We start from the raw sequence: 20,071 nt of genomic DNA on the forward strand, positions 1-20,071 counted from the left end.
GAGAAATGATGTCAAAAAAAGTACTTGTTCCTTTAGCTACAGGATTTGAAGAGATAGAAGCCCTCAGTATTGTTGATGTATTACGCCGAGCAGGAGCGACGGTTGTGATGGCGGCGTTGGAAGATTTACATGTAAAAGGTGCGCATGGCATTGTTGTCGTTGCCGATACCCTGATTCACGATGTCGATGCGTCTGTATTTGATATGATAGCCCTTCCGGGTGGACTTCCTGGCGCTACAAATTTGGCGGCAGATACAACAGTGCAAACGATTTTAAAAGCTTTGGATAAAGCAGGCAAACCCATTGCCGCTATTTGTGCAGCACCCTATGCCTTGTATACCGCGGGTGTACTCAAAGAAAAGTACACATGTTACCCCTCTTTTGAACAGAAAATAGGAACAAAAGGCTATGACCCTACACATAAAGTTGTGCAAGATGGCAATATTATCACCTCACAAGGACCGAGTACGGCGATGATTTTTGCATTGGCTTTAGTAGAAAAACTGTATTCAAAAGACGCTTCGGACACTCTAGCAAAGGATTTATTATTGGTTTAGAGTTCTCTTAATACGTTTATATTGCGCAAAGGAGTTATGATGTTTAAAACCATTAAAGGAAAGCTAACGCTACTTTTAATTCTGCTTATTATTGGATTTGCTACCTTGGGTTATTTTATCGTTGAAGTGAGTAACAATGCAAAAGGCGTTGCGGATCGATTTGCGGCGATTCAGTCATTAGAATCTCGTTTTTTGCAAATGCGTATTGAACAGCGTAACTACCAGAACTATTACCGAGAAGATGCGGTAGAAGCTTACCATAATCATTACAAAGCGCTATTACCTGAGATAGATATTTTGCTCTCTTTATTTCGTTCTAAAATTAACCAAGATACTATCAGAGAGATTCAAAAATCACTGGCAATTTGGTATGAAGCGAATGAACCTAAGAAAACTGTCGATGGTGGCTCTTATGAAGACTATCAGGTGGGGAGTGATAAGACAAAGAAAAATGCGAACGCTTTTGAGTCTATTGTCGAAAATATTCATCTTCTTTCATCGAATGTCAGGAAGACAAATTTTGCGCGGTTGGATCGTACGCGTATCATCTCTCAGGTCGTTCTTGGGGTGGTCTCTCTTGGAACATTGATCTTAGTCTTTTTCGTTGCACGCTCCATCAATCAATCGGTCAGTGAAGCGCAAAGCAAGTGCGAACAGATGCGTCAGACCAAAGCATTAAATATGTCTTTGAATATCAGCAATCACGATGAAGTAAGTGAAACGATGAAAACGGTCAATGCCCTGTTGCAAGAGATAGCCCACGCTATTGCACAAGCAAAAGATAATGCCGCAGAAAATGCGTCCGTTGCGGAAGAGCTTTCAAGTACGAGTTTGCAAATTGGAAAGCGTGCAGAAGAAGAATCCGATGTGGTCAAAGAAACAACCAGTGAAGCTGCTAAAGTAGCGCAAGAAATTGAGCATACGAGTGAAGATGTGTCTAAAGTAAAAGAGACCATTCATCATGCGCAAAAGAGCCTTTTATTGGCACAAGATTTACTGCATGAAACGATAGAGCAGTTAGAAGAGACGACGCATACAGAATCGCACATGAATGATAGGCTGATTCAATTATCCAACGATGCCGACCAAGTGAAAAACGTGTTAGATGTTATCAGCGATATTGCTGAACAAACCAATCTCTTAGCGTTAAATGCCGCGATTGAAGCAGCGCGTGCAGGAGAACATGGCCGTGGATTTGCCGTCGTTGCAGATGAGGTTCGAAAATTGGCGGAGAGGACACAAAAGAGTTTGATTGAGACGAATGCCACTATCAACGTGATTGTTCAAGCCATTCAAGATATTTGTGGCGAGATGAGCCATAATGCCACACGCATTCACGATTTAAGTGAATTTTCGACAAAAGTCAGCGTGCAAACCCGTGATGCCGTAAGTCTGTTGGACAACTCAGTGAGTGCCACAGATGAGGTTGTTTTAAAAGCATCGCATAATGTCAAACGCATCAATGAAGCGATCATTCATCGTATTGAAACGATCAATCATCTCTCCAGCTCGAATGCGAGAAGTGTCGAAGAGATTGCCTCTGCGGCGGAACATTTAGCGAAATTATCGGAGAGTTTAAGTCATACCTTAGCCCAATTTCAAACGGCATAATATTTTACATGTAAAGAGCGTTGAATAACGCTCTTTATCTTCTGTTTTCCTCTTAATTGCTTATCATCCTCACACTGTTGTTACATTTTGTTTAAACCCCAAGGAGTATAATTACGTCCAAATTTTGTTTGTAAGGAAAAAAATGATGTTAAAAACTATTAAAAGTAAACTTTGGTTACTTTTAATTATTGTAGGAATGGGTTTTTTGTTTGCAGGATTTCAGGCACATCGATCCAGTGAAGATGCAAAAGAAGCAGCAACGAAGATTTGGCTTTCCGGTCAAATTGAATCCAACCTTGCCATATGCGGTATGGAAATTAGAGGGTATCATTTATTGGGGGATGCAGCCTCTTTAAGTAAATTTCAAAGTGCCTATAAAGCGCTTATCAATGATATTGAACAGCTCAAACCCATGATAACCAAACCTGAAAATCGTCAAAAATTTACAGAGTTGGAACAACATATTCAACAGTGGGATGCGTTAAATCAACCCCGTATTGAGATTATAACACGCTTTAAAAAAGCCATTTTACAAGATTCATTTGCAACAAAAAATCCTGATGTCTATGAACAATTGATTGGACTCATGGAAAAAAGCAATTCAACGTATCAGGTGATTTTTGAACACGCCAAAGCACTTGAAGCATCTTTTAAAAATGATAATTTAGAAAAAATAGCGTTGGATGAAACTTTATCAACAATAGCCTACACGGTTATTTTTATGATCGTTTTAGCGATTGCTCTTATTGTCATGCGTTCGATAGGCAATTCCGTAAAAAAAGCAAAAGAGGGGTGTTTATGGATGCGTCAAACAAAAACATTGCACCAGCGAATTGAAACAGACAGCCAAGATGAAATCAATGAGACGATAGAATCCGTTAATATGCTTTTATCCGAATTATGCGATGCTATCTCTCATGCAAAAGACAATGCGCTTGAAAATGCTTCTGTCTCAGAAGAGCTCTCCCAAACAAGTTATCAGATAGGTTTGCGAGCAGAAGAGGAGTCTAGTGTCGTTCTTCAAACAACACATGAGACAAAAAATGTGGTGGATCATATTCAATCTTCGGTTCAAAAAACGCAACGTGTTAAAGGAATTACGTTTGAGGCGCAACAAGGTCTTGGCTTGGCATATGCTTCATTAAAAGAGACGGTAACGCATTTGAGTGAAACAGCGCAGATTGAAGTACAAATTAACGAACAGCTGACGCATCTTGCCAATGAAGCTGGGGATGTTCGAGGCGTTTTAAATGTGATTGGTGACATTGCCGATCAGACCAATCTTTTAGCCCTCAATGCTGCCATCGAAGCGGCACGAGCAGGCGAACATGGCAGAGGTTTTGCGGTTGTGGCTGATGAAGTACGCAAACTAGCGGAGCGAACACAAAAAAGCTTGGTAGAAACCAATGCAACGATTAATGTGATTGTTGAGTCTATTACCAACATCAGTGCGCAGATGAATGAGAATGCAAAACGCATTTCTGATGTCAGCGAACTCTCTCAAACCGTAGCAACGCATACCAACAACGCCGTAGGATTACTCAATCAAACGGTTGCTTCTATCGAAGATGTGGCGCGGGATGCAGAAGAGAATCAAGCATATTTGCAAGAAACAGTGATTCAAAAAATCGAGTCCATCAATGGCTTTTCCAGCTCCAACGCCAGAAGCGTTGAAGAGATTGCTTCTGCGGCAAAACATCTTTCCAAACTGTCTGAAAATTTAAGCGTAACGCTCGCACAGTTCAAGACGGCGTAGCCTTTTACATGTAAAGAGTCCACCGTGGCTCTTTACTTCTTTTTTACTTCTCTTCGTAGTGTAATTTTAAGCCTTCACTGCTCATTACAAAGCCGCTAATGGTAATTTTACCTTCATGCACCATCTTATGATGTTTGGCGCACAGGGGTATAAGATTGTAGCGGTGATTTTGATGAAAATGCTCGATATTGCCATTGACATCGGCACTCTCTTGCGCTTTAATGTGATGCACTTCTTCGACATATTCATCACACAGTGCGCACTTGGAGAGATAAAGATTTTTGTTGTATTTACTGCGTTTTTTCTGTTTTAACAGTTCTACTTCCCCTAACTCTCCTGCTAAAGAGCGTCTGATGTCGTATGCCATTTTGATGAACTCTTTATCCATATGAAGAGATTTAGCAAATTCAAGTCCATACAAAGAGCTTCCACTGCCCATCTCTAGTTTACGGTTATAGACAAGTCTGTCACTCTCCTCATCGTAACTCACACCTAAATGCAGATAGATAATTGTTTTGAGTTCTGTCATAAATGTAAGATTGCCCAATTGGTGTAAGTGGGTTGCAAACACAAAAAGTGAGCCAAGTTGGTGCATCTTAGAGACACTACTCGCAACAATGGCGAGCGCAGATTCTGTCTCGGTTCCATGGCTTATCTCATCGCCAAGCACTAAAGAGTGTTGGGTTGCACGGTTAAAAATATTTTTGAGTTCTAACATCTCAACGGTGAAGGTTGAAAGTCCTTTATAGAGGTTGTCATGGCTGATAATGCGTGTAAAGATTTTATCGAAGACATGAAAACGCATTGCCGCACATGGAACAAAAAAGCCCGATTGCGCCATGATGACTGCCATGCCAAGGCTCTTCATCAGGGATGATTTACCACTGGAGTTAATGCCGTAAAGAAGAATGCCTTGGACTTCTTTATCGCGTGCGGCTTCAATGGTCACATGGTCATGCGTAATCCGTGGTGTTATGTTGCCTAAGAAGAGGTCGTTGGGAATGTAGATGCCATTTTCTTCGCGCGATTCGATGAGAGGATGACGAAGTCCAATGGCTTCGACAAAACGCTCTTCCTCTTGCATTGGTAAAAGTTCAGGTCGAACATAATTATAAAGTACGGCACATTTTGCATTGCTCAGTGCCACATCCAGTGTACCAATAAAAGCGATAAGATGCTCTAAAACAAGCGCATAATGGGTTTCGATTTTTTCTAAAATTTCATCGTAGCGTTGTTTGACAAGCGCTATCATCTGAAGGTTGCTGAGTGTGATTTCTTGGGAAATCTCTTCGATGAGCGATGCGGAAATTTTGACGCTATTTTTAAGGTGTCTAAATGTAAAATCTTTGAAAAAGTAGTGTTTATCGCCAATCGTGATAAAACTTTGCATAAGCTTCTCTTCAATCAGTGCGAAACGGTTCTTACTGATGGCGATGTAATGCCCTTCGCTCTCTAGCCACTCAATACTGATGGTTGAGCGGTTGTTCTCTTCAAAAAAGCTCTCAATCTCTTGTGCAATTTTTTCTAAAGCACTATAGCGTTCTTGCTTGCTTTGTTCGATTTTATCAATTTGAGGAAAGATGCCTTTGACAAAAAGATTTTCATGAATCTGGTCTTTACGAAATTTTGCACAGACATCAAGAAGAAACGTGTTTTTAAGCATCAGGCTTAATGCTTCACTCTCATCGTACAAATCTTTGGGCGTGGGGATTTTCTTAAACTGCGCCTCTTTGAGAATGCCTAAAATCGCTTCAAGTGAGGTGCTAAGATAATCCAGTTCTAGTGGGTGCAGTTTTTTCAGTGCGATGCGTCTTAAGATACGCTCCAAATCATAGACTTGTTTGAGGGCAATATCGAATTTTTTATAATCTTTAAGCAGTTGGCTACTCAAATCAAAGCGTTCATTGAGGGTTTTAATATCGCAAATAGGATTGAGTAAGCGTTCTTTTAAGAGTCGTTTCCCAATGGCGGTTGAGGTTTGGTCAATGAGCGTTAATAGCGTCATCTCCGTAGGATTTTTAGAGATAATGTCAAGTTGTTCTAAGGCGTTATTGCCGATGTAGAGGTATCGACTATTGCCCAGCACAATAGGTCGGCTCATTTTTTCAATAATATTGGCATCGTGTTCGATGATAAAATCGCATAAAATTGCTAATGACTCACTCGCATAAGGGTAACGCTCTATGTCTAAGTATTCAATGGGGGAGAGTAAAGAGCGAATGGCATAGATACGAGCAAAAAGTTCATTTTGATACGCCACTTTAAGACGCTCTTTATTGAGGCTATGTGCCACACTCGGCGTGATTTCAAGGTAGTTTTGTACCCACTCTTTATCAATATTTTCACTATTGAACGTAAGGACGATTTCGCTGGTTTTATAGGTTTGTAAGAGATTGAAAATCTCATCTAACGCATAAGTTTTATCTTCTCGCGTCCCATGCACTTCATTGATAATCGTTTTCCCCGTTGTTACATCAATGGCGCTGTATCCGACAGAATAGATAGCGTGATTGCAGTCGATGAGTAAGGATACCAGATAGTTTTCACTGGACTCCATCAGATAATCAAAATTGGTTCCCGGGCTGATGATATTGGAGATATAGCGTTTGACATGCGGTGGTTCACCTTTTTGGCGCACCAAAACGATGGTATATTTTTTACTTTGAACCAAACGGCTAAGATAACGATCAAGCGATACGGAAGGAATGCCTGCAAGCAATGGATTTTGCAAAGAGTTATCTAAAATAGATTTGTTTTTGCGTGTGAGTTGGATGTTTAAAAGTTCACTGACCTCTTTGGCTTTGCCAATTTGGTGTGTTTCATTATTGACTTCATAGGTTTCAAAAAAAGAGCCGATTTCCATAAAAACAATAGTGTTTTTGCCATATTTTGCTTCAAAAAAAAGCTGAAGGTCAAAGTAAATTTCAGTGAGAAGTTTCTCTTTGGAATTGAGCATTTGAGCAATATTTTCAAGCATATAATCTGTTTCCACCTCTTTATAATAGCTAGATTATAGCGCATGAAAGCATAAAGTTTGGTTTGATAAAAGCCGTTTTAAGATACAATAAAAGCACTTAATGTAAAGGATAACCATGGACATTGAAATTTCAACGCCCGCACTTTTATTTCCCGCCGTTTCTCTTCTTTTGCTAGCCTATACCAACCGTTTTTTGGCAGTGGCGCAATTGATTCGGATGTTACACCGCCAATCCAATGAACGGGATAATTTTGAAGAATATAAACAGATTCAAAGCCTCAAACATCGTTTGGAATTGACCAAATGGATGCAATTTTTTGGAGTTCTTTCGATTTTACTCTGCACTTTTTCGATGTTCGCACTCTTTTTGCAGTATCTTGAAATGGGTAAAAAAGTCTTTGGACTCAGTCTAATCGCGATGTGCGCATCGTTATTTATCTCTCTTTGGGAGGTCATCATCTCCACCAAAGCACTCAATCTAGAGTTAAGCGATATGGGTGACAAAATGAAAACGAAAGTAAACCATGAATAAGTATCTCCTTGTGGGCGAAAAAAATCGTCTCAAAATCAATCGCTATACGGACAATGGCGTGTATTTAATCTGTGAAGACAAGGATGAGGTTTTACTCCCAAACCAATACGTCACGTATGCCATGAAAGAGGGCGATGAGATTGATGCGTTTGTCTATTTTGATTCTGAAGACCGCATTGTGTCTAGTACCACTTTTCCTAAAGCGATGTTAGATGAATTTGGTTGTTTTGAAGTGGTTGATGTCACACCTTTTGGCGCTTTTTTGGATTGGGGGTTGCCTAAAGATTTGCTTGTGCCTAAAGCACTCCAAAAATTTGCGTTTCATGTGGGAATGAAGGTGATTGTCCGTGTGTGTTTGGATGATGAGACAGGACGCATTATTGGCAGTCAAAAGTACAATGAATTTTTATCGAAAGAGACACAGAGCCTTAAAGAGGGACAAGCCATGAAGCTTTTGGTGCGAGAACGTACGCCTCTTGGGTTTAAAGTCATTGCCAACAATCTGTACGATGGCATGATTTTCCATACGGAGATTTTTGAAAATATTGACGTAGGCGATGAAAAAATAGGCTACATCAAAACCATCCGTAAAGACGGCAAACTGGATTTGACCCTTCAACCTAAAGGCGATAAAAATGAAGCGCTTGCCGTAGAAAAAGTATTGGAATTTTTACAAGCCAAGGGAGGGGTGAGTTCATTAACGTATAAAAGCGCACCAGAACAAATTCAAGATGAAGTAGGCTTAAGCCGTAAGACGTTTAAAAAGGCGCTTACGAAATTAATTGAAATGAAAAAAATCACAGTCAATGAAGAAGGTATGACGCTTTTATGAAGCACGTAGCGATTATCGGTGCAGGTGCTTCTGGGCTCGTATGTGCCATTATAGCGGCTCGTAAAGGGCATTCTGTAACTCTTTTTGAAAAGAACAGTAAAGTGGGTCGCAAAATTTTAGCAACAGGCAATGGCCGTTGCAATATCACCAATCAGAACGTCTCCCTTTCACGTTATCATGGTGAGTCCATACATCTTTTAAAAGATGTGTTTAAACGCTTTGACACAACAACCTGTAAAACATTTTTTAGAAGCCTTGGGCTTGAAATGCGAGAAGGAGAAGAGGGGAGATTGTATCCTATGAGTCATCAAGCCTCTTCTGTGGTAGACCTCTTGGTGCATGAAGCACGTTCGTTAAACGTTGTGTTTCATCTGGATGCAGAAGTGCAAGATATTACATGTAACGAGGGACGTTTAGTTTTACATGTAAAAGAACAAACACACTTTTTTGATGCTTGTGTCATTGCAACAGGAAGCCTTGCGATGCCGACACTGGGAAGTTCTGGCAGTGGCTACATGTTCGCTAAAAAATTAGGTCATGCCATCATCGAACCGTGTGCGTCGCTGGTCCAACTTACGAGTAATGAAGCGCATCTCAAAGAGGTGAGTGGCGTTAAAATAGACGCTGGTGTAACACTTTTTCGCAATAACCAAAAGGTGCAAAGCGTTTTGGGCGATGTGCTTTTTACCAACTATGGACTTTCTGGAAGTGCTATCTTAGATGTAAGTCGTATTGTCTCCAAAGCAAGCCTAAATGGAGATAGCATCCATGTTCTCCTTGACCTCATGCCTGCCTTTTCACAAGAAGCCTTACAGACACTTTTGCAAAAGCGTCTAAGTATCGCTTCGGGTAAATCGCTTGCGTTATGGTTAGAAGGGCTGATTCCTAAAAAACTGGCACATTTTATCGTTTTGCACACACACTTAACACATCTTAAAACTGCATCGGACTGCTCACCCAAAGAGATTAAAAAGCTTGTTTTCGCACTCAAAAGTCTGAAAGTGAGCATAGAGGGAACGAAAGGGTTTGAAAGTGCGGAAGTCTGTGCGGGTGGTGTAGATGTTCGCGAGATTGATGCCAAAACGCTCATGTCTCATAAAATCAACAACCTTTATTTTTGCGGTGAAGTTCTCGATGTCGATGGCGATTGTGGAGGGTTTAATCTTCACTTCGCTTGGGCATCAGGTTATCTTGTAGGACATAGCTTGTAATCGTTCGTGTTATCAGGTTTTGTTGAACCAGATACGAATGTCCCCATAAAGACAAAAGTAGCTTCTATTTTTCCTGACGAATTAAGGAATGGGAAAGTACAATAGAAACTTTAAAATGACATTTTCATTGTCATTAAAGTTCATCATCTCGCACGGGATGAAAAAGAGGTACTTTTGTTTGCATTGAAACACGATAGTTTTAACAAAATTAAAAATAGCATTCTTACCCGTGTGGTATTATTTGCTTTTATGATGGTTTTTGTGGGAGGATTGATACGCTATTATCTTTCTGTTGAAATGATTCACAGTAATCTTTTCAAAATCGTCTCTGTGCATCAAGAAGCCCTTGCCAATGAGGTCGCTCAAGATATTGCTCATGATTTAGACGTTCGAAAAAGATTTCTCACAAAAATGGCCTCTTTGCTTCCTTTACCACTCTTAGAAAATCCAAATGCATTACAAAAATGGCTCACAGAACGCTATGAATTAGACCCGATTTTTTCGGAAGCTTTATTTGTTTTAACCACCGATGGCACGCTGATTTCAGGGGCAGGTACTGAAATACAAGGGCGTGAAAAAGCGTATGCCAATGACGCATTTTTCACACAAGCCTTGATGCAAAAGTTTGTCATTGGAACTCCATTCTTAAGCAAAATTTCAAACGAGCCTATCCTTCCCATGACTGCGGTCATTAAAGATGACTTAGGGCATACACGCGCTATCGTGGTGGGCATGACTAATTTATATACTTCAGACCTCTTTGGACGCATTATTAACGGGCGCATTGGTAAAACAGGTGATTTCTTGCTCATTGATGCACAAAAACAGATTTTTATTGCAGCAGCCAAAAAAGAGTGGATTCTTAAACCCACACCCGAACATGGAAAAAATCTTTTGCATGACAAAGCCATAGCAGGTTTTAGAGGCAGCGGCATTACGATCAATGCCAATGGTATAGAAGAACTCTCTGCCATCGCTTCTGTACCAAATACGCATTGGTTTGTTGTCTCTCGCATCCTTACGGATGAAGCTTTCGATATGGAAAGGTACCTTAAAACAACACTTATCAAAGCACATGCCATCAGTTTAATTATTGTCCCTTCAATACTTTTCTCTTTTTTATTTTTATTTTTTAAACCGCTTAGAACCTCTGCTTCATTGGCGAATAAAATGTCTCTTGGGGAAGTACCCCTTACACCGTTACCGATAAAGAAAATGGATGAGGTAGGGTATTTAACAGCAGCCTTTAATCGGTTGATGGCTATGTTATTAGAAAGTCAAAAAGAGTTGAAAGAGATAGCACATTATGACTATCTTACCAAACTTCCAAACCGCTTTTTGATGGTCGATAAATTGGAGCAGGCTTTAGTGCGGTGTGCACGCAACAATACACGATTGGCACTACTTTTTATGGACTTAAACGGGTTTAAATCTATCAATGATTCGTTGGGGCATAAGGCTGGAGATGATGCACTGATTGAAGTTGCGAAGCGTTTTTCGACCTTAATACGTGAGAATGATACATTAGCGAGGATGGGCGGTGATGAATTTGTGATTTTACTCAGTGACCTCGACAGTGATCGCGCGCGTGCCACACATACGGCTCATTTGATTGCCACTCGATGCATGGAAGCATTAAAAGAGCCATTGATTCTTAAAGGGCAAACAAAATATTTAGGGGTATCCATAGGTTTGGCTATGGGAAATAAGGAGAGCTTGATTGATGACTTGATGGTCGAAGCGGATACGAAGATGTACCAAACTAAAAATAGAACAACGCTTTTTTAGGTTTTCACAAAGGAAAAATCACTTCTTCCTTTATGAAATAGCATATAAAAAAGTGAGCGAGAAAGCGAAAGCTTACTCTTTATGCTCCGGTTGTTGAAAAACCATGTAAATTACAAATGCAAAAAATGCAACTGTAATGGAGGTAAAAAGGAGAGAAAACGTTTTAACAACGACATAAGCAACGATTAAAATGGAAAGCAGTGTTGGAACTTCATTGTACGCGCGAAAGAAATTTCCACTGCGTGTGCATTCGCCTTTTTCCAGTTGGACACGGTAATATTCGAGTGAAAATGAATAAGCAGTCATAAGAGCGACAACCACTAATTTAGCATAAAGCCAAGCGCCTGTTTCAAATAAAATAGGATTTACAATTAACATGGCTACACCACTGATGAGCGTCGCCCAAAAAGCTGGTAACCCAATATACTTATAGACTTTATATTCTTGAATTTTGACAACTTCAACAAATTCACTTTTATGTGAGTGCTCTACGTGATAAACATAAAGACGAGGCAGATAAAAAAGCATCGCCATCCATGACATGAATGACATCACATGAAATGTTAAAATCCAACTATAGTATTCCATAGCCTTCTCCTTGAAAAGATGGGGTACATTATAGCAAGAAAACATGTTATTTCTAGGGCTTTAACAACATTCCAGTTCGGCTTTTTCCATCAATTCTATGCCTTTTTCGAAATCGTATTCTTCAAAGAGGGCAGAGAGATAAAAAACATGTGAGCAAATATGGTACAAAATATCTTTAGAATCATGTTTCGCAAAAACGGCTTTATAATCCTTTGGAATCAATGTTTCAAAGCGAATCCACAAATCATCTTTTGCTTCAGGATGCGCGTCAAAGAGCTCATACATCGCGTCTAATACTTCCGTGGCGTTTTCATAGCAGTCGATATTGTGAAAACTGACATAACGGTCACGTACTTCTTGCATAAAAAAGCCTTTTTAGGCACAGCTATGCATCTTTTGTTCCTTAATTTTTTATGTAGGAAAGTTTGGTGTTTGTATCAGAAGTGCTATTTGCCTTTTACATGTAAAAAGCAAATAGCTTTATTGTGGTGTTAGCGTGCGAGAACGCTGTTTAGAAAATCATCTACCATTTTGGTGTATGTTAGCTCTTTTCCGAGCAATAAATTAATATCTTTATGGCTTAATGCTTCTGGAATCAACTGTGTTTGCGTCCCAAAACCAGCCGCTTTTTCTAAGAAACGCTTCGCTTGTGGGCATGAGTCGTCTCGTTGTGTTGAGCAAACGGCTAATAGAGGCATACGTTTGTCTGAAAGTTGATGATATGGTGAAAGACTTTGCCAGTATGTTGGATTGTCTCCAAATGCACGGTCATACAAACGAAGATGCTTCCCGCTCATGAGCAACGGCGTATCCATCACGGCACTGTCTAAAAAGAGGGCTGCAACAGGTGGTGTGATACCATAACGGGTATAGAGCGATGAAGAAGAAGCAAGCATGGCAATCAGATGCGCTCCCGCAGAGTGTCCCATAAGAATCACTTTATTTTTATCTCCACCCCATGTAGCACATTTTGCTTGAATAGCTCCCAACGCTTTTGCCACTTCTTTGAGTTGAAGATTTACTGGCGTAGAAGGGAGCATCGGATAGTTGATTGAAATCAGGATATAGCCTCTTTGCTTGACCCAATACGTGATTTTATTTTCAACAACACTTTGATTTTTTTTGTCGCCAATCATCCATGCTCCACCGTGAACCATGAAGATAATAGGCGCATTCATGATCGTATGGGTTGGCATATAAACATCAAATTTCTCTTTAGCCTCCGAGCCATACGAAAGATTTGCAATTAAGCGAATATCTTGAGCGATGATGGCCTCTTTTTCGTTCTCATTCTCAGTGAAACGTTCCCGCAAAATACCTGCATGAAGCATCTGTGTTAGAAATCCAATACCTATTAAAACGGCGGCGCAATGTTTAATGAATGTCATAAAAAATCCTTGTGAGAAGATAACATCGGATTTCTTCGTTGAATGGAAGCATTCGTGTAAGAACCCGATGTAAAATACTAAAAAGCTCGTGCGTACGAGACTTCTAGCAACGCTCGTTCATTTGCTTCTTTTGCGGCAAATTGTACTAAATTAGGATTACGTAAAAGTTCTCTGCCAAAGGCTACAAGGTCGCAAACATCTTTTTCAAGCAACTCATTTGCCATTTGAGGCGATGTAATAAGACCAACAGCAATGGTTGGAATACCTACTTCTTGTTTAATTATCTGGGCATAGTCTGCTTGGTAGCATGGAAGAAGTGGCGGCATCAAGGGTTGTTTTTCATGATTGCCTCCTGCTGAGAGGTGCATCATGCGCACGCCAATTTTATGCAACGCATCGCTTAAGTAGATGCTATCATGGATATTCCAACCCTTATCAACCCATTCATCCGCCGAGAGTCTGACGATAAGTGGCAGTCCCGTGGTTTGTATAATGGCATGGCATATTTCAATGACTAAAGCACAGCGGTTTTCCAGACTACCTCCATACATATCCGTGCGTTGATTTGTCAGTGGCGATAAAAATTCATAGAGTAAATAACCGTGTGCCGCATGAAGTTCTAGCATGTCATAGCCTGCTTTAGCTGCTCGAAAGGCTGCTTGTACAAAATGATTTTTAACACTTTTAATGTCATCGAGCGTGAGTGCTTGGGGAAGTTTATAGCCGTTTGTTTCGCTGAATAAAAGCGCGGAAGGTGCAACCGGGGTGGAAGCCTTACAAAGACTTTTTCGTCCTGCATGTGCTAGTTGAACACCCATTTTTGCTCCAAATTGGTGACACAATGCCACCAATTGTTGATGCCCTATTATTTGCTCATCACACCACAATCCAAGATCATTATCACTGATGCGACCTCGCGCTTCTACGGCGGTTGCTTCTGTGATAATGAGTCCCACGCCACCAATGGCTCGCGCGGCATAATGAACCCTATGAAAGTCTGTTATACAGCCATCTTCTAGAGCTTTATACATACACATGGGTGGCATAACCACTCTGTTTTTCAGCTCAATTTCGTGATATGAATAGGGGCTTAGCAAAAGGCTCATGGTTATTCCTTTATTTTACATGTAAAAGTTCTGATTCCTTCCATCCTCCACCCATTGCTTTAAAAAGTTCTGCTTGGGAAGTTAGGAGCACTTGTTTGGTCGAGACGACATTTAAGGATGCGGAGAGAACATTTTTTTGCGCATCTAACACTTCTAATTGGTTGGCAACACCGAGATTGAAACGTTTGGTATTTAAATCGAGCACTTTCTGATAAGCTTTTAACTCTTCTTCTTGAAAGGCTAATCTACTGGTCTCTAGCGTTGTTTTTGCTAAAGCATCGTGTACTTCTTTATAGGCCTTTTTTACGCTTTGTTCATAACTCACCAGCGAACTTTTTAAGTCTGTTTCTGAAATAGCAACGCGCTGTTTAATACGCCCGAAATCAAAAATCGGCACACTTAAACTAGGTCCAAAGCTCCATCTATTGGCACTGGATTTTAGAATGTTATCTAAGTCAGAACTTTGCTGTCCTAAATTTCCCGTGAGGCTAATCGTTGGAAAATAAGCAGCTTTTTCAACGCCGATGAGAGCGTTTTTACTTTTCAAATTTTCCAAAGCCTCTTTAATATCAGGGCGGTTTTCCATCAACGTCGAAGGTACACCCGCTGGGATGATGAGTGCATGTGGTAAAGAAGCGTGTTCGTTGTTCGTCTCAAAAAGAGATTGGGGTGTTTTTCCTAAAAGAATTGCAAGAGCGCTTTGTTGAAGCTTATAACTCTCCATCAAGCTATTTTGAGATGCTTTGACGTTGTTGTATTGTGCCAACGCTTGATTGGCAAGGACATCGCTGATGGTTCCGACTTTTTGTTGTTTAGCTCTAAATTCGTAACTGGCTTGGTAAGCTTTGGCACTCTCTTCTAAAATAGCCATACGTTCTTTGAGTGAGGCGAGGTTGAAATAAGCACTTATAACATCATGAATGAGACTATTGCGAATCGTTTCTTGCGCCGCTTGCGATGCTAAATAAAGTGACCAATTGGATTCACTTTGATTGGAGAGTCGGTTCCAAAAATCAATTTCGTAAGAGAGTCCAAGTCCCATGGCATTATCGGTATATTTAGCGCGATTGTGCTGATAGGTTTCATCACTCGTTCTTTGGCGAGTTGAACTCGCCGTTGCATTGAGAATTGGGTATTCGTTGGATTCACTAAGTCCAAATGCTTGACGTGCTTTGAGGACTTTTAGGGCTGAGAGTTTAAGATCATCACTTCCTTTAAGAGCCTCATCAACGAGGGTATTGAGCGAAGGATCATTAAACTGTTTCCACCACTCTTTATTGACATGTAAAGCATCTTTGGAAGGTGCTGGAAGCTCAACTTTGGGAACATTCAGTTCGGGAGAGAGCGAACATCCACCCAAGAACAAGATGGTTGCAAGGGATAAAAGGGCGATGTTACGCGGCATTTTTGACTCCTTTTTTAGTCCATTTTTCTTTTGTTTTCATAATAAGATAGAAAAAAAGCGGTACAAAAAATGTACCAATAGCCGTTAGCGTAATCATACCGCCAACGACAGTCGTACCAATAATATGACGGCTATTTGCACCTGCACCAGAACTCAGCGCCAATGGCAACGTTCCTGCGATAAAAGCAAATGAGGTCATCACAATCGGTCTAAAGCGAATTTTTGCCCCTTCAATAGTCGCATCGACTAAGGAGTAGCCTTCTTTGAGTTTATGCATCGCAAACTCGACCATCAAAATCGCATTTTTAGCGGAAAGTCCTACGAGTGTAACGAGTCCGACCTGAAAGTAGATATCGTTTTGTAAGTCTCGAAAGAGTACGAAAAGGGTTGCTCCTAAAAATGAAAAAGGAACAGCCAACACAATCGCAAATGGAATACTCCAACTCTCATACAGTGCCGCTAGAATCAAGAAAACAAAAATAATGGCATAGATAAAAGCGGTATTGCCACTTTTCTCAAGTTGTTTTTCTTGGTACGATGTTCCTGCCCATGCTATTGTGTAACCGTTGGGAAGAACCTCTTTTGCAATGCTTTCAATGAGTTTTAAAGCTTCACCAGAGCTATGTCCTGGGCTTGGTTGTCCTGAAATTTGCGCGGCTTGAAACATGTTAAACTTTTGCACGACAGAAGGGCCCACAACGCGTTTAATCGTAGCAAGAGAGCTAATGGGAACGAGCATTCCTGCACTGGATTTGACAAAAACATCATTGTAGTTTTCAACCCCTTCTCTAAAATGATCATCGGATTGAACATTGACATGATAGGTTCTGCCAAAAAGATTAAAGTCATTAGTATAAGTGTTTCCAAATGTCGCTTGGATTGTTGCATATATATCAGCGGTATCCACACCCAATGATTTTGCTTTTTCGGTATCGACTGAGATTAAAAATTGCGGTACATTGGTGTTGAGTGTTGTTCGCACCGCTGCGAGTGCTGGATTGGCATTCGCGCGTACGACAATCTCTTTGACATAATTGTCTAACACCTGAATGTCGCTTCCCGTACGATCTTGGATATACATCTCAAATCCACCTGTCGTACTCATACCCATAATCGGTGGCGGTGTGACAGGAAAAAGCATCGCTTCTTTATTGGAAGAAAGATCACGCATCATTTTAGCCGCAATGGCTTGTGACGTTTGATCTGCTCGAGGTCTCTCACTCCAGTCTTTTAGACGAATAAAACTAATTCCCGCATCGGTTTTATAAGCACTGGTAATAAAATCAAGTCCTGACATAGCACCCACTCGTTGAATGTTTGGATTGGTAAAGGCATAATCGCTGACTTGCTTGCTGACCTCTTGCGTACGACCCAAAGACGCACCTGGCATGAGATTGTTGATGACAAGAATCATGCCTTTGTCTTCATTAGGAACCAAGCCTGTTGGGATACGTGCTGTAATGAAGTAAATCGCTGCAATCATCACGCCAAAAATGGCAACATTGAAAAATCCTAAACGAATAGTTTTACGAACACCCGAAGAAAAAGCACTGGTGGCAACATCAAAAAGGTTATTAAATTTTTTGATAAACCAAATAGGCTCACTTTCATGTTTGCGTAGTAGCAATGCGCACAATGCCGGTGTTAATGTCAATGCCACGATACCGGAAATAGTTACCGAGATAATGACCGTCATCGCAAATTGTTTATAGAGCATGCCGCTGAAACCACCTAAAAATGCCGCAGGAACAAATACCGCACATAAAACCATTACGATGGCAACCACCGGATTGGTGATTTCTCTCATTGCTTTAATCGTTGCATCTTTAACGTCTAAATCTTCATCGCGTAAGATACGTTCCACGTTTTCGATAACAACAATCGCGTCATCGACAACAAGTCCAATGGCAAGCGTAAGCCCAAAAAGAGTGAGAAGGTTGATGGAAAAACCCGCAGCATAAAAGCCTGCAAAAGTTCCTACGATAGAGACAGGAATAGCAAGAACGGGAATAATAGTGGCTCTCACATTGCCTAAGAAAAGGTAAATAATGCCGACAACTAAGGCAATGGATAAAAGCAGCGTAAAGATAACTTCATGGATGGATTCACGTACAAACGTAGTAGGATCATACGCGGTATTTATTTGAAGGTCTTTAGGAAAATTTTCCGAAATTTCTGCCAATTTTTTATCTAACAGGTCTGAGACTTCAAGAGCATTTGCACCAGAGGATAGGAAAATACCAATAGGAATCATCGGATTGTTATTGTAAATGCCTCCAAAATAGTACGCTTCCACACCCAATTCAATACGTGCCACGTCTTTGAGTTTAAGAGATGAGCCATCGTTATTTGATTTAAGGATAATATTTTCAAATTCCGCTGCCGTTTTTAGCCTACCTTCGGTTTTTACCGTATAGGTATAAGTTGGCTCTTTACTCATCGGCTCTTGTCCAATTTGACCTGCCGCGTACTGCTCATTTTGGCTTTTAATCGCATTGATCACTTCTGCGGTTGTCATATCATACAATGCCAATTTATCAGGGCGTAACCAGACGCGAATCGCGTAGTTTTTGTTGCCAAAGATGGTAACATCGCCAATACCGGGAATCCGTTTTAAATCATCAACGATATTGACCAAGGCATAGTTGGAAATGAAGGTTGTATCATGGACATTGTCTTTTGATGTGAGCGCCAAAACTTTTAAGATGTCAGGGGAACGCTCTCTGGTTGAAACACCTTGTCGTTTAACGGCTTCGGGAAGTTTGTTGGTCGCAATTTGCACACGGTTATTCACATCAACCTTCGCTTGGGCGACATCGGTACCGATTTGGAAATAGACATTGATGTTTACACTACCACTCGGCGAAGCGGTTGTGGTCATGTAAATCATGTTTTTTACACCGTTAATCTCTTCTTCAAGAGGTGCTGCAACCGTTGTTGCAAGGGTTTGTGCATCGGCTCCTGGATAGGTCGCTGAGACAATGATTTGAGGCGGTGCAATACTCGGGTATTCTTGGACAGGTAAAGAGCGAATCGCAATAATACCCGCAAGGACAATAACGATTGATACAACAGTCGCAAAAATAGGACGATTGATAAAAAATTTAGAGAACATTATTTCGCACCGTCATTCACTACTTTATCAATTTTGACAGGTGCACCATTTTTAATTCTAAAGAAATTGTTCAAAATAACTTCATCATTAGCTTTCAATCCACTTTCAATCACATAATCATTTTCACTGGCTTCTCCCACTTTGACAGGACGCGCAACTGCTTTCCCCTCTTGTACCACAAACACAACGGTTCCCAAAGGATTTTGAAGCACCGCTTTTTGAGGAATTTTAATGACATTATTACGGGTTAAACCCATAAGATTGACTTTAACAAATTGGTTTGGCAAAAGGTCTTTGTTGGTATTTTTGAAGGTTGCTCTGGCTTTGAGAGAGCCTGTTTTTGCATTGAGTGCGCTATCAAAAAAGTCCACAACACCCACCTCTTTGTATGGGGTATTGCCAACAAGCAAGGTGGCTTTGAGCTTGCCTTCGCTTGGATGGCTCCATTTGCCATTTTTGATATTGTATTTTTGTTTCATAATATCAATATCTGGAATGGAAAACTCAACATTTAAAGGGCTGATTTGTGTGATTTCAACCAAAGGCGTTCCGTCGCTGACCAGTGCACCGACATCCACTTGTTTGAGCCCTGTCATACCGCTCATGGTCGCTTTGATGGTGGTTCTATCAAGGTTGATAGAAGCTGTCTGTAAAGATGCTTTTGCACTGGCTAAATTGGCTTTTGCCCCTTCATAAGCCCAGTATGCGGTATCTTTTTCTTGTTCACTGGAAGCGCCACTGTCATAAAGGGCTTTAATTCTTTCCCAATCTTTTTGTGTCTTTTGAAGCTGGACATCAAGGCTTGCAACATTGGCTTTGGCTAAATTAAAAGCGGCTTCGTAGCTATCCGGTTCAATTTTATACAAAATATCCCCTTCTTTAACAAAATCCCCTTCGTTAAAAAATTTTTTGAGCAAAATACCGTTGGCTCTTGCTTTAATCACAACATTTTGTGAGCTAATGGTTTTTCCTGGGTACTGAAGTACCAGTGCTTCTTCTTTTGCTTCTGAGACTTTATAGACATCAACAGCTGGCAACGGTGCTGTTGTTGCAGCCGCTTTGGGTTCTTTTTTGGCTTCTTCGGCATAGCTTTGTGTGCCAAGTGCCGCTAGACATGTTACTAAGAGAAAAATCTTTTTGTTAAGTAAAAACATCCGCATTCCTTAGAATTATAATATATGTGTCGATTTTAGCATATCGTTGTT

General features: G+C 40.6%; 15 protein-coding genes. 7 read left to right on the forward strand and 8 right to left on the reverse strand.

What is annotated here, in order from left to right:
* Positions 1–8 precede the first annotated feature (8 nt).
* The 3 genes from AC5SLP_RS03025 (at position 9) to AC5SLP_RS03035 (ending at position 3,924) form a co-directional block, all read left to right on the forward strand.
* The gene (locus tag AC5SLP_RS03025) at positions 9–557 is read left to right on the forward strand and encodes a DJ-1 family glyoxalase III (RefSeq protein ID WP_495253645.1); all 549 of its coding nucleotides are present in this window, start codon (positions 9–11) and stop codon (positions 555–557) included.
* 39 nt (positions 558–596) lie between these two features.
* A complete protein-coding gene (locus tag AC5SLP_RS03030) occupies positions 597–2,168 on the forward strand; it encodes a methyl-accepting chemotaxis protein (RefSeq protein ID WP_495253646.1) in 1,572 nt (523 codons plus the stop codon).
* 142 nt (positions 2,169–2,310) lie between these two features.
* Positions 2,311–3,924: a methyl-accepting chemotaxis protein gene (locus tag AC5SLP_RS03035; RefSeq protein WP_495253647.1), complete on the forward strand. Its 1,614-nt coding sequence runs from the start codon at positions 2,311–2,313 to the stop codon at positions 3,922–3,924.
* Between the two features lie 43 nt (positions 3,925–3,967).
* Here the strand turns inward: AC5SLP_RS03035 and AC5SLP_RS03040 are convergent, their stop codons facing one another.
* Positions 3,968–6,916 (reverse strand): MutS-related protein, encoded by a 2,949-nt coding sequence (locus tag AC5SLP_RS03040; protein ID WP_495253648.1) that lies wholly within the window; start codon positions 6,914–6,916, stop codon positions 3,968–3,970.
* Positions 6,917–7,016: 100 nt separating this feature from the next.
* Between AC5SLP_RS03040 and AC5SLP_RS03045 the strand changes: the two genes are divergently transcribed.
* From AC5SLP_RS03045 to AC5SLP_RS03060, 4 genes are all read left to right on the forward strand, one after another.
* Positions 7,017–7,433: a DUF2721 domain-containing protein gene (locus AC5SLP_RS03045; protein ID WP_495253649.1), complete on the forward strand. Its 417-nt coding sequence runs from the start codon at positions 7,017–7,019 to the stop codon at positions 7,431–7,433.
* Positions 7,426–8,265, forward strand: coding sequence for a CvfB family protein (locus AC5SLP_RS03050; protein ID WP_495253650.1), 840 nt, complete (start codon positions 7,426–7,428; stop codon positions 8,263–8,265). The genes AC5SLP_RS03045 and AC5SLP_RS03050 overlap by 8 nt, the downstream gene beginning before the upstream one ends.
* Positions 8,262–9,476 (forward strand): BaiN/RdsA family NAD(P)/FAD-dependent oxidoreductase, encoded by a 1,215-nt coding sequence (locus AC5SLP_RS03055; protein WP_495253651.1) that lies wholly within the window; start codon positions 8,262–8,264, stop codon positions 9,474–9,476. Before AC5SLP_RS03050 ends, AC5SLP_RS03055 begins: the two co-directional genes overlap by 4 nt.
* A 174-nt stretch (positions 9,477–9,650) precedes the next feature.
* Positions 9,651–11,264, forward strand: coding sequence for a cache domain-containing protein (locus AC5SLP_RS03060; protein WP_495253652.1), 1,614 nt, complete (start codon positions 9,651–9,653; stop codon positions 11,262–11,264).
* A 72-nt stretch (positions 11,265–11,336) separates the two neighbouring features.
* Here the strand turns inward: AC5SLP_RS03060 and hemJ are convergent, their stop codons facing one another.
* The 7 genes from hemJ to AC5SLP_RS03095 form a co-directional block, all read right to left on the reverse strand.
* Positions 11,337–11,852, reverse strand: coding sequence for a protoporphyrinogen oxidase HemJ (gene hemJ / locus AC5SLP_RS03065; protein ID WP_495253653.1), 516 nt, complete (start codon positions 11,850–11,852; stop codon positions 11,337–11,339).
* Between the two features lie 60 nt (positions 11,853–11,912).
* Positions 11,913–12,215: a N(2)-fixation sustaining protein CowN gene (gene cowN / locus AC5SLP_RS03070; protein WP_495253654.1), complete on the reverse strand. Its 303-nt coding sequence runs from the start codon at positions 12,213–12,215 to the stop codon at positions 11,913–11,915.
* 128 nt (positions 12,216–12,343) lie between these two features.
* On the reverse strand, positions 12,344–13,240 hold the full coding sequence (locus AC5SLP_RS03075) for an alpha/beta hydrolase (RefSeq protein ID WP_495253655.1): 897 nt from the start codon (positions 13,238–13,240) through the stop codon (positions 12,344–12,346).
* Between the two features lie 77 nt (positions 13,241–13,317).
* Positions 13,318–14,346, reverse strand: a complete 1,029-nt coding sequence (locus AC5SLP_RS03080) for an NADH:flavin oxidoreductase/NADH oxidase (protein WP_495253656.1) — start codon at positions 14,344–14,346, stop codon at positions 13,318–13,320.
* Between the two features lie 10 nt (positions 14,347–14,356).
* Positions 14,357–15,751 (reverse strand): efflux transporter outer membrane subunit, encoded by a 1,395-nt coding sequence (locus AC5SLP_RS03085; RefSeq protein ID WP_495253657.1) that lies wholly within the window; start codon positions 15,749–15,751, stop codon positions 14,357–14,359.
* Positions 15,741–18,866, reverse strand: a complete 3,126-nt coding sequence (locus AC5SLP_RS03090) for an efflux RND transporter permease subunit (RefSeq protein WP_495253658.1) — start codon at positions 18,864–18,866, stop codon at positions 15,741–15,743. The genes AC5SLP_RS03085 and AC5SLP_RS03090 overlap by 11 nt, the downstream gene beginning before the upstream one ends.
* Positions 18,866–20,020 (reverse strand): efflux RND transporter periplasmic adaptor subunit, encoded by a 1,155-nt coding sequence (locus tag AC5SLP_RS03095; protein ID WP_495253659.1) that lies wholly within the window; start codon positions 20,018–20,020, stop codon positions 18,866–18,868. The genes AC5SLP_RS03090 and AC5SLP_RS03095 overlap by 1 nt, the downstream gene beginning before the upstream one ends.
* Between the last annotated feature and the right edge of the window lie 51 nt (positions 20,021–20,071).

Source organism: Sulfurospirillum sp. E15m (assembly GCF_059415145.1).

What these genes read in the sequence shown, in the direction of transcription:
- AC5SLP_RS03075 (WP_495253655.1), bottom strand. Translation starts at nt 13,240, where the DNA reads ATGACATTCATTAAACATTGCGCCGCCGTTTTAATAGGTATTGGATTT.
- AC5SLP_RS03055 (WP_495253651.1), top strand. Translation starts at nt 8,262, where the DNA reads ATGAAGCACGTAGCGATTATCGGTGCAGGTGCTTCTGGGCTCGTATGT.
- AC5SLP_RS03030 (WP_495253646.1), top strand. Translation starts at nt 597, where the DNA reads ATGTTTAAAACCATTAAAGGAAAGCTAACGCTACTTTTAATTCTGCTT.
- AC5SLP_RS03035 (WP_495253647.1), top strand. Translation starts at nt 2,311, where the DNA reads ATGATGTTAAAAACTATTAAAAGTAAACTTTGGTTACTTTTAATTATT.
- cowN (WP_495253654.1), bottom strand. Translation starts at nt 12,215, where the DNA reads ATGCAAGAAGTACGTGACCGTTATGTCAGTTTTCACAATATCGACTGC.
- hemJ (WP_495253653.1), bottom strand. Translation starts at nt 11,852, where the DNA reads ATGGAATACTATAGTTGGATTTTAACATTTCATGTGATGTCATTCATG.
- AC5SLP_RS03085 (WP_495253657.1), bottom strand. Translation starts at nt 15,751, where the DNA reads ATGCCGCGTAACATCGCCCTTTTATCCCTTGCAACCATCTTGTTCTTG.
- AC5SLP_RS03025 (WP_495253645.1), top strand. Translation starts at nt 9, where the DNA reads ATGTCAAAAAAAGTACTTGTTCCTTTAGCTACAGGATTTGAAGAGATA.
- AC5SLP_RS03095 (WP_495253659.1), bottom strand. Translation starts at nt 20,020, where the DNA reads ATGTTTTTACTTAACAAAAAGATTTTTCTCTTAGTAACATGTCTAGCG.
- AC5SLP_RS03090 (WP_495253658.1), bottom strand. Translation starts at nt 18,866, where the DNA reads ATGTTCTCTAAATTTTTTATCAATCGTCCTATTTTTGCGACTGTTGTA.
- AC5SLP_RS03050 (WP_495253650.1), top strand. Translation starts at nt 7,426, where the DNA reads ATGAATAAGTATCTCCTTGTGGGCGAAAAAAATCGTCTCAAAATCAAT.
- AC5SLP_RS03045 (WP_495253649.1), top strand. Translation starts at nt 7,017, where the DNA reads ATGGACATTGAAATTTCAACGCCCGCACTTTTATTTCCCGCCGTTTCT.
- AC5SLP_RS03080 (WP_495253656.1), bottom strand. Translation starts at nt 14,346, where the DNA reads ATGAGCCTTTTGCTAAGCCCCTATTCATATCACGAAATTGAGCTGAAA.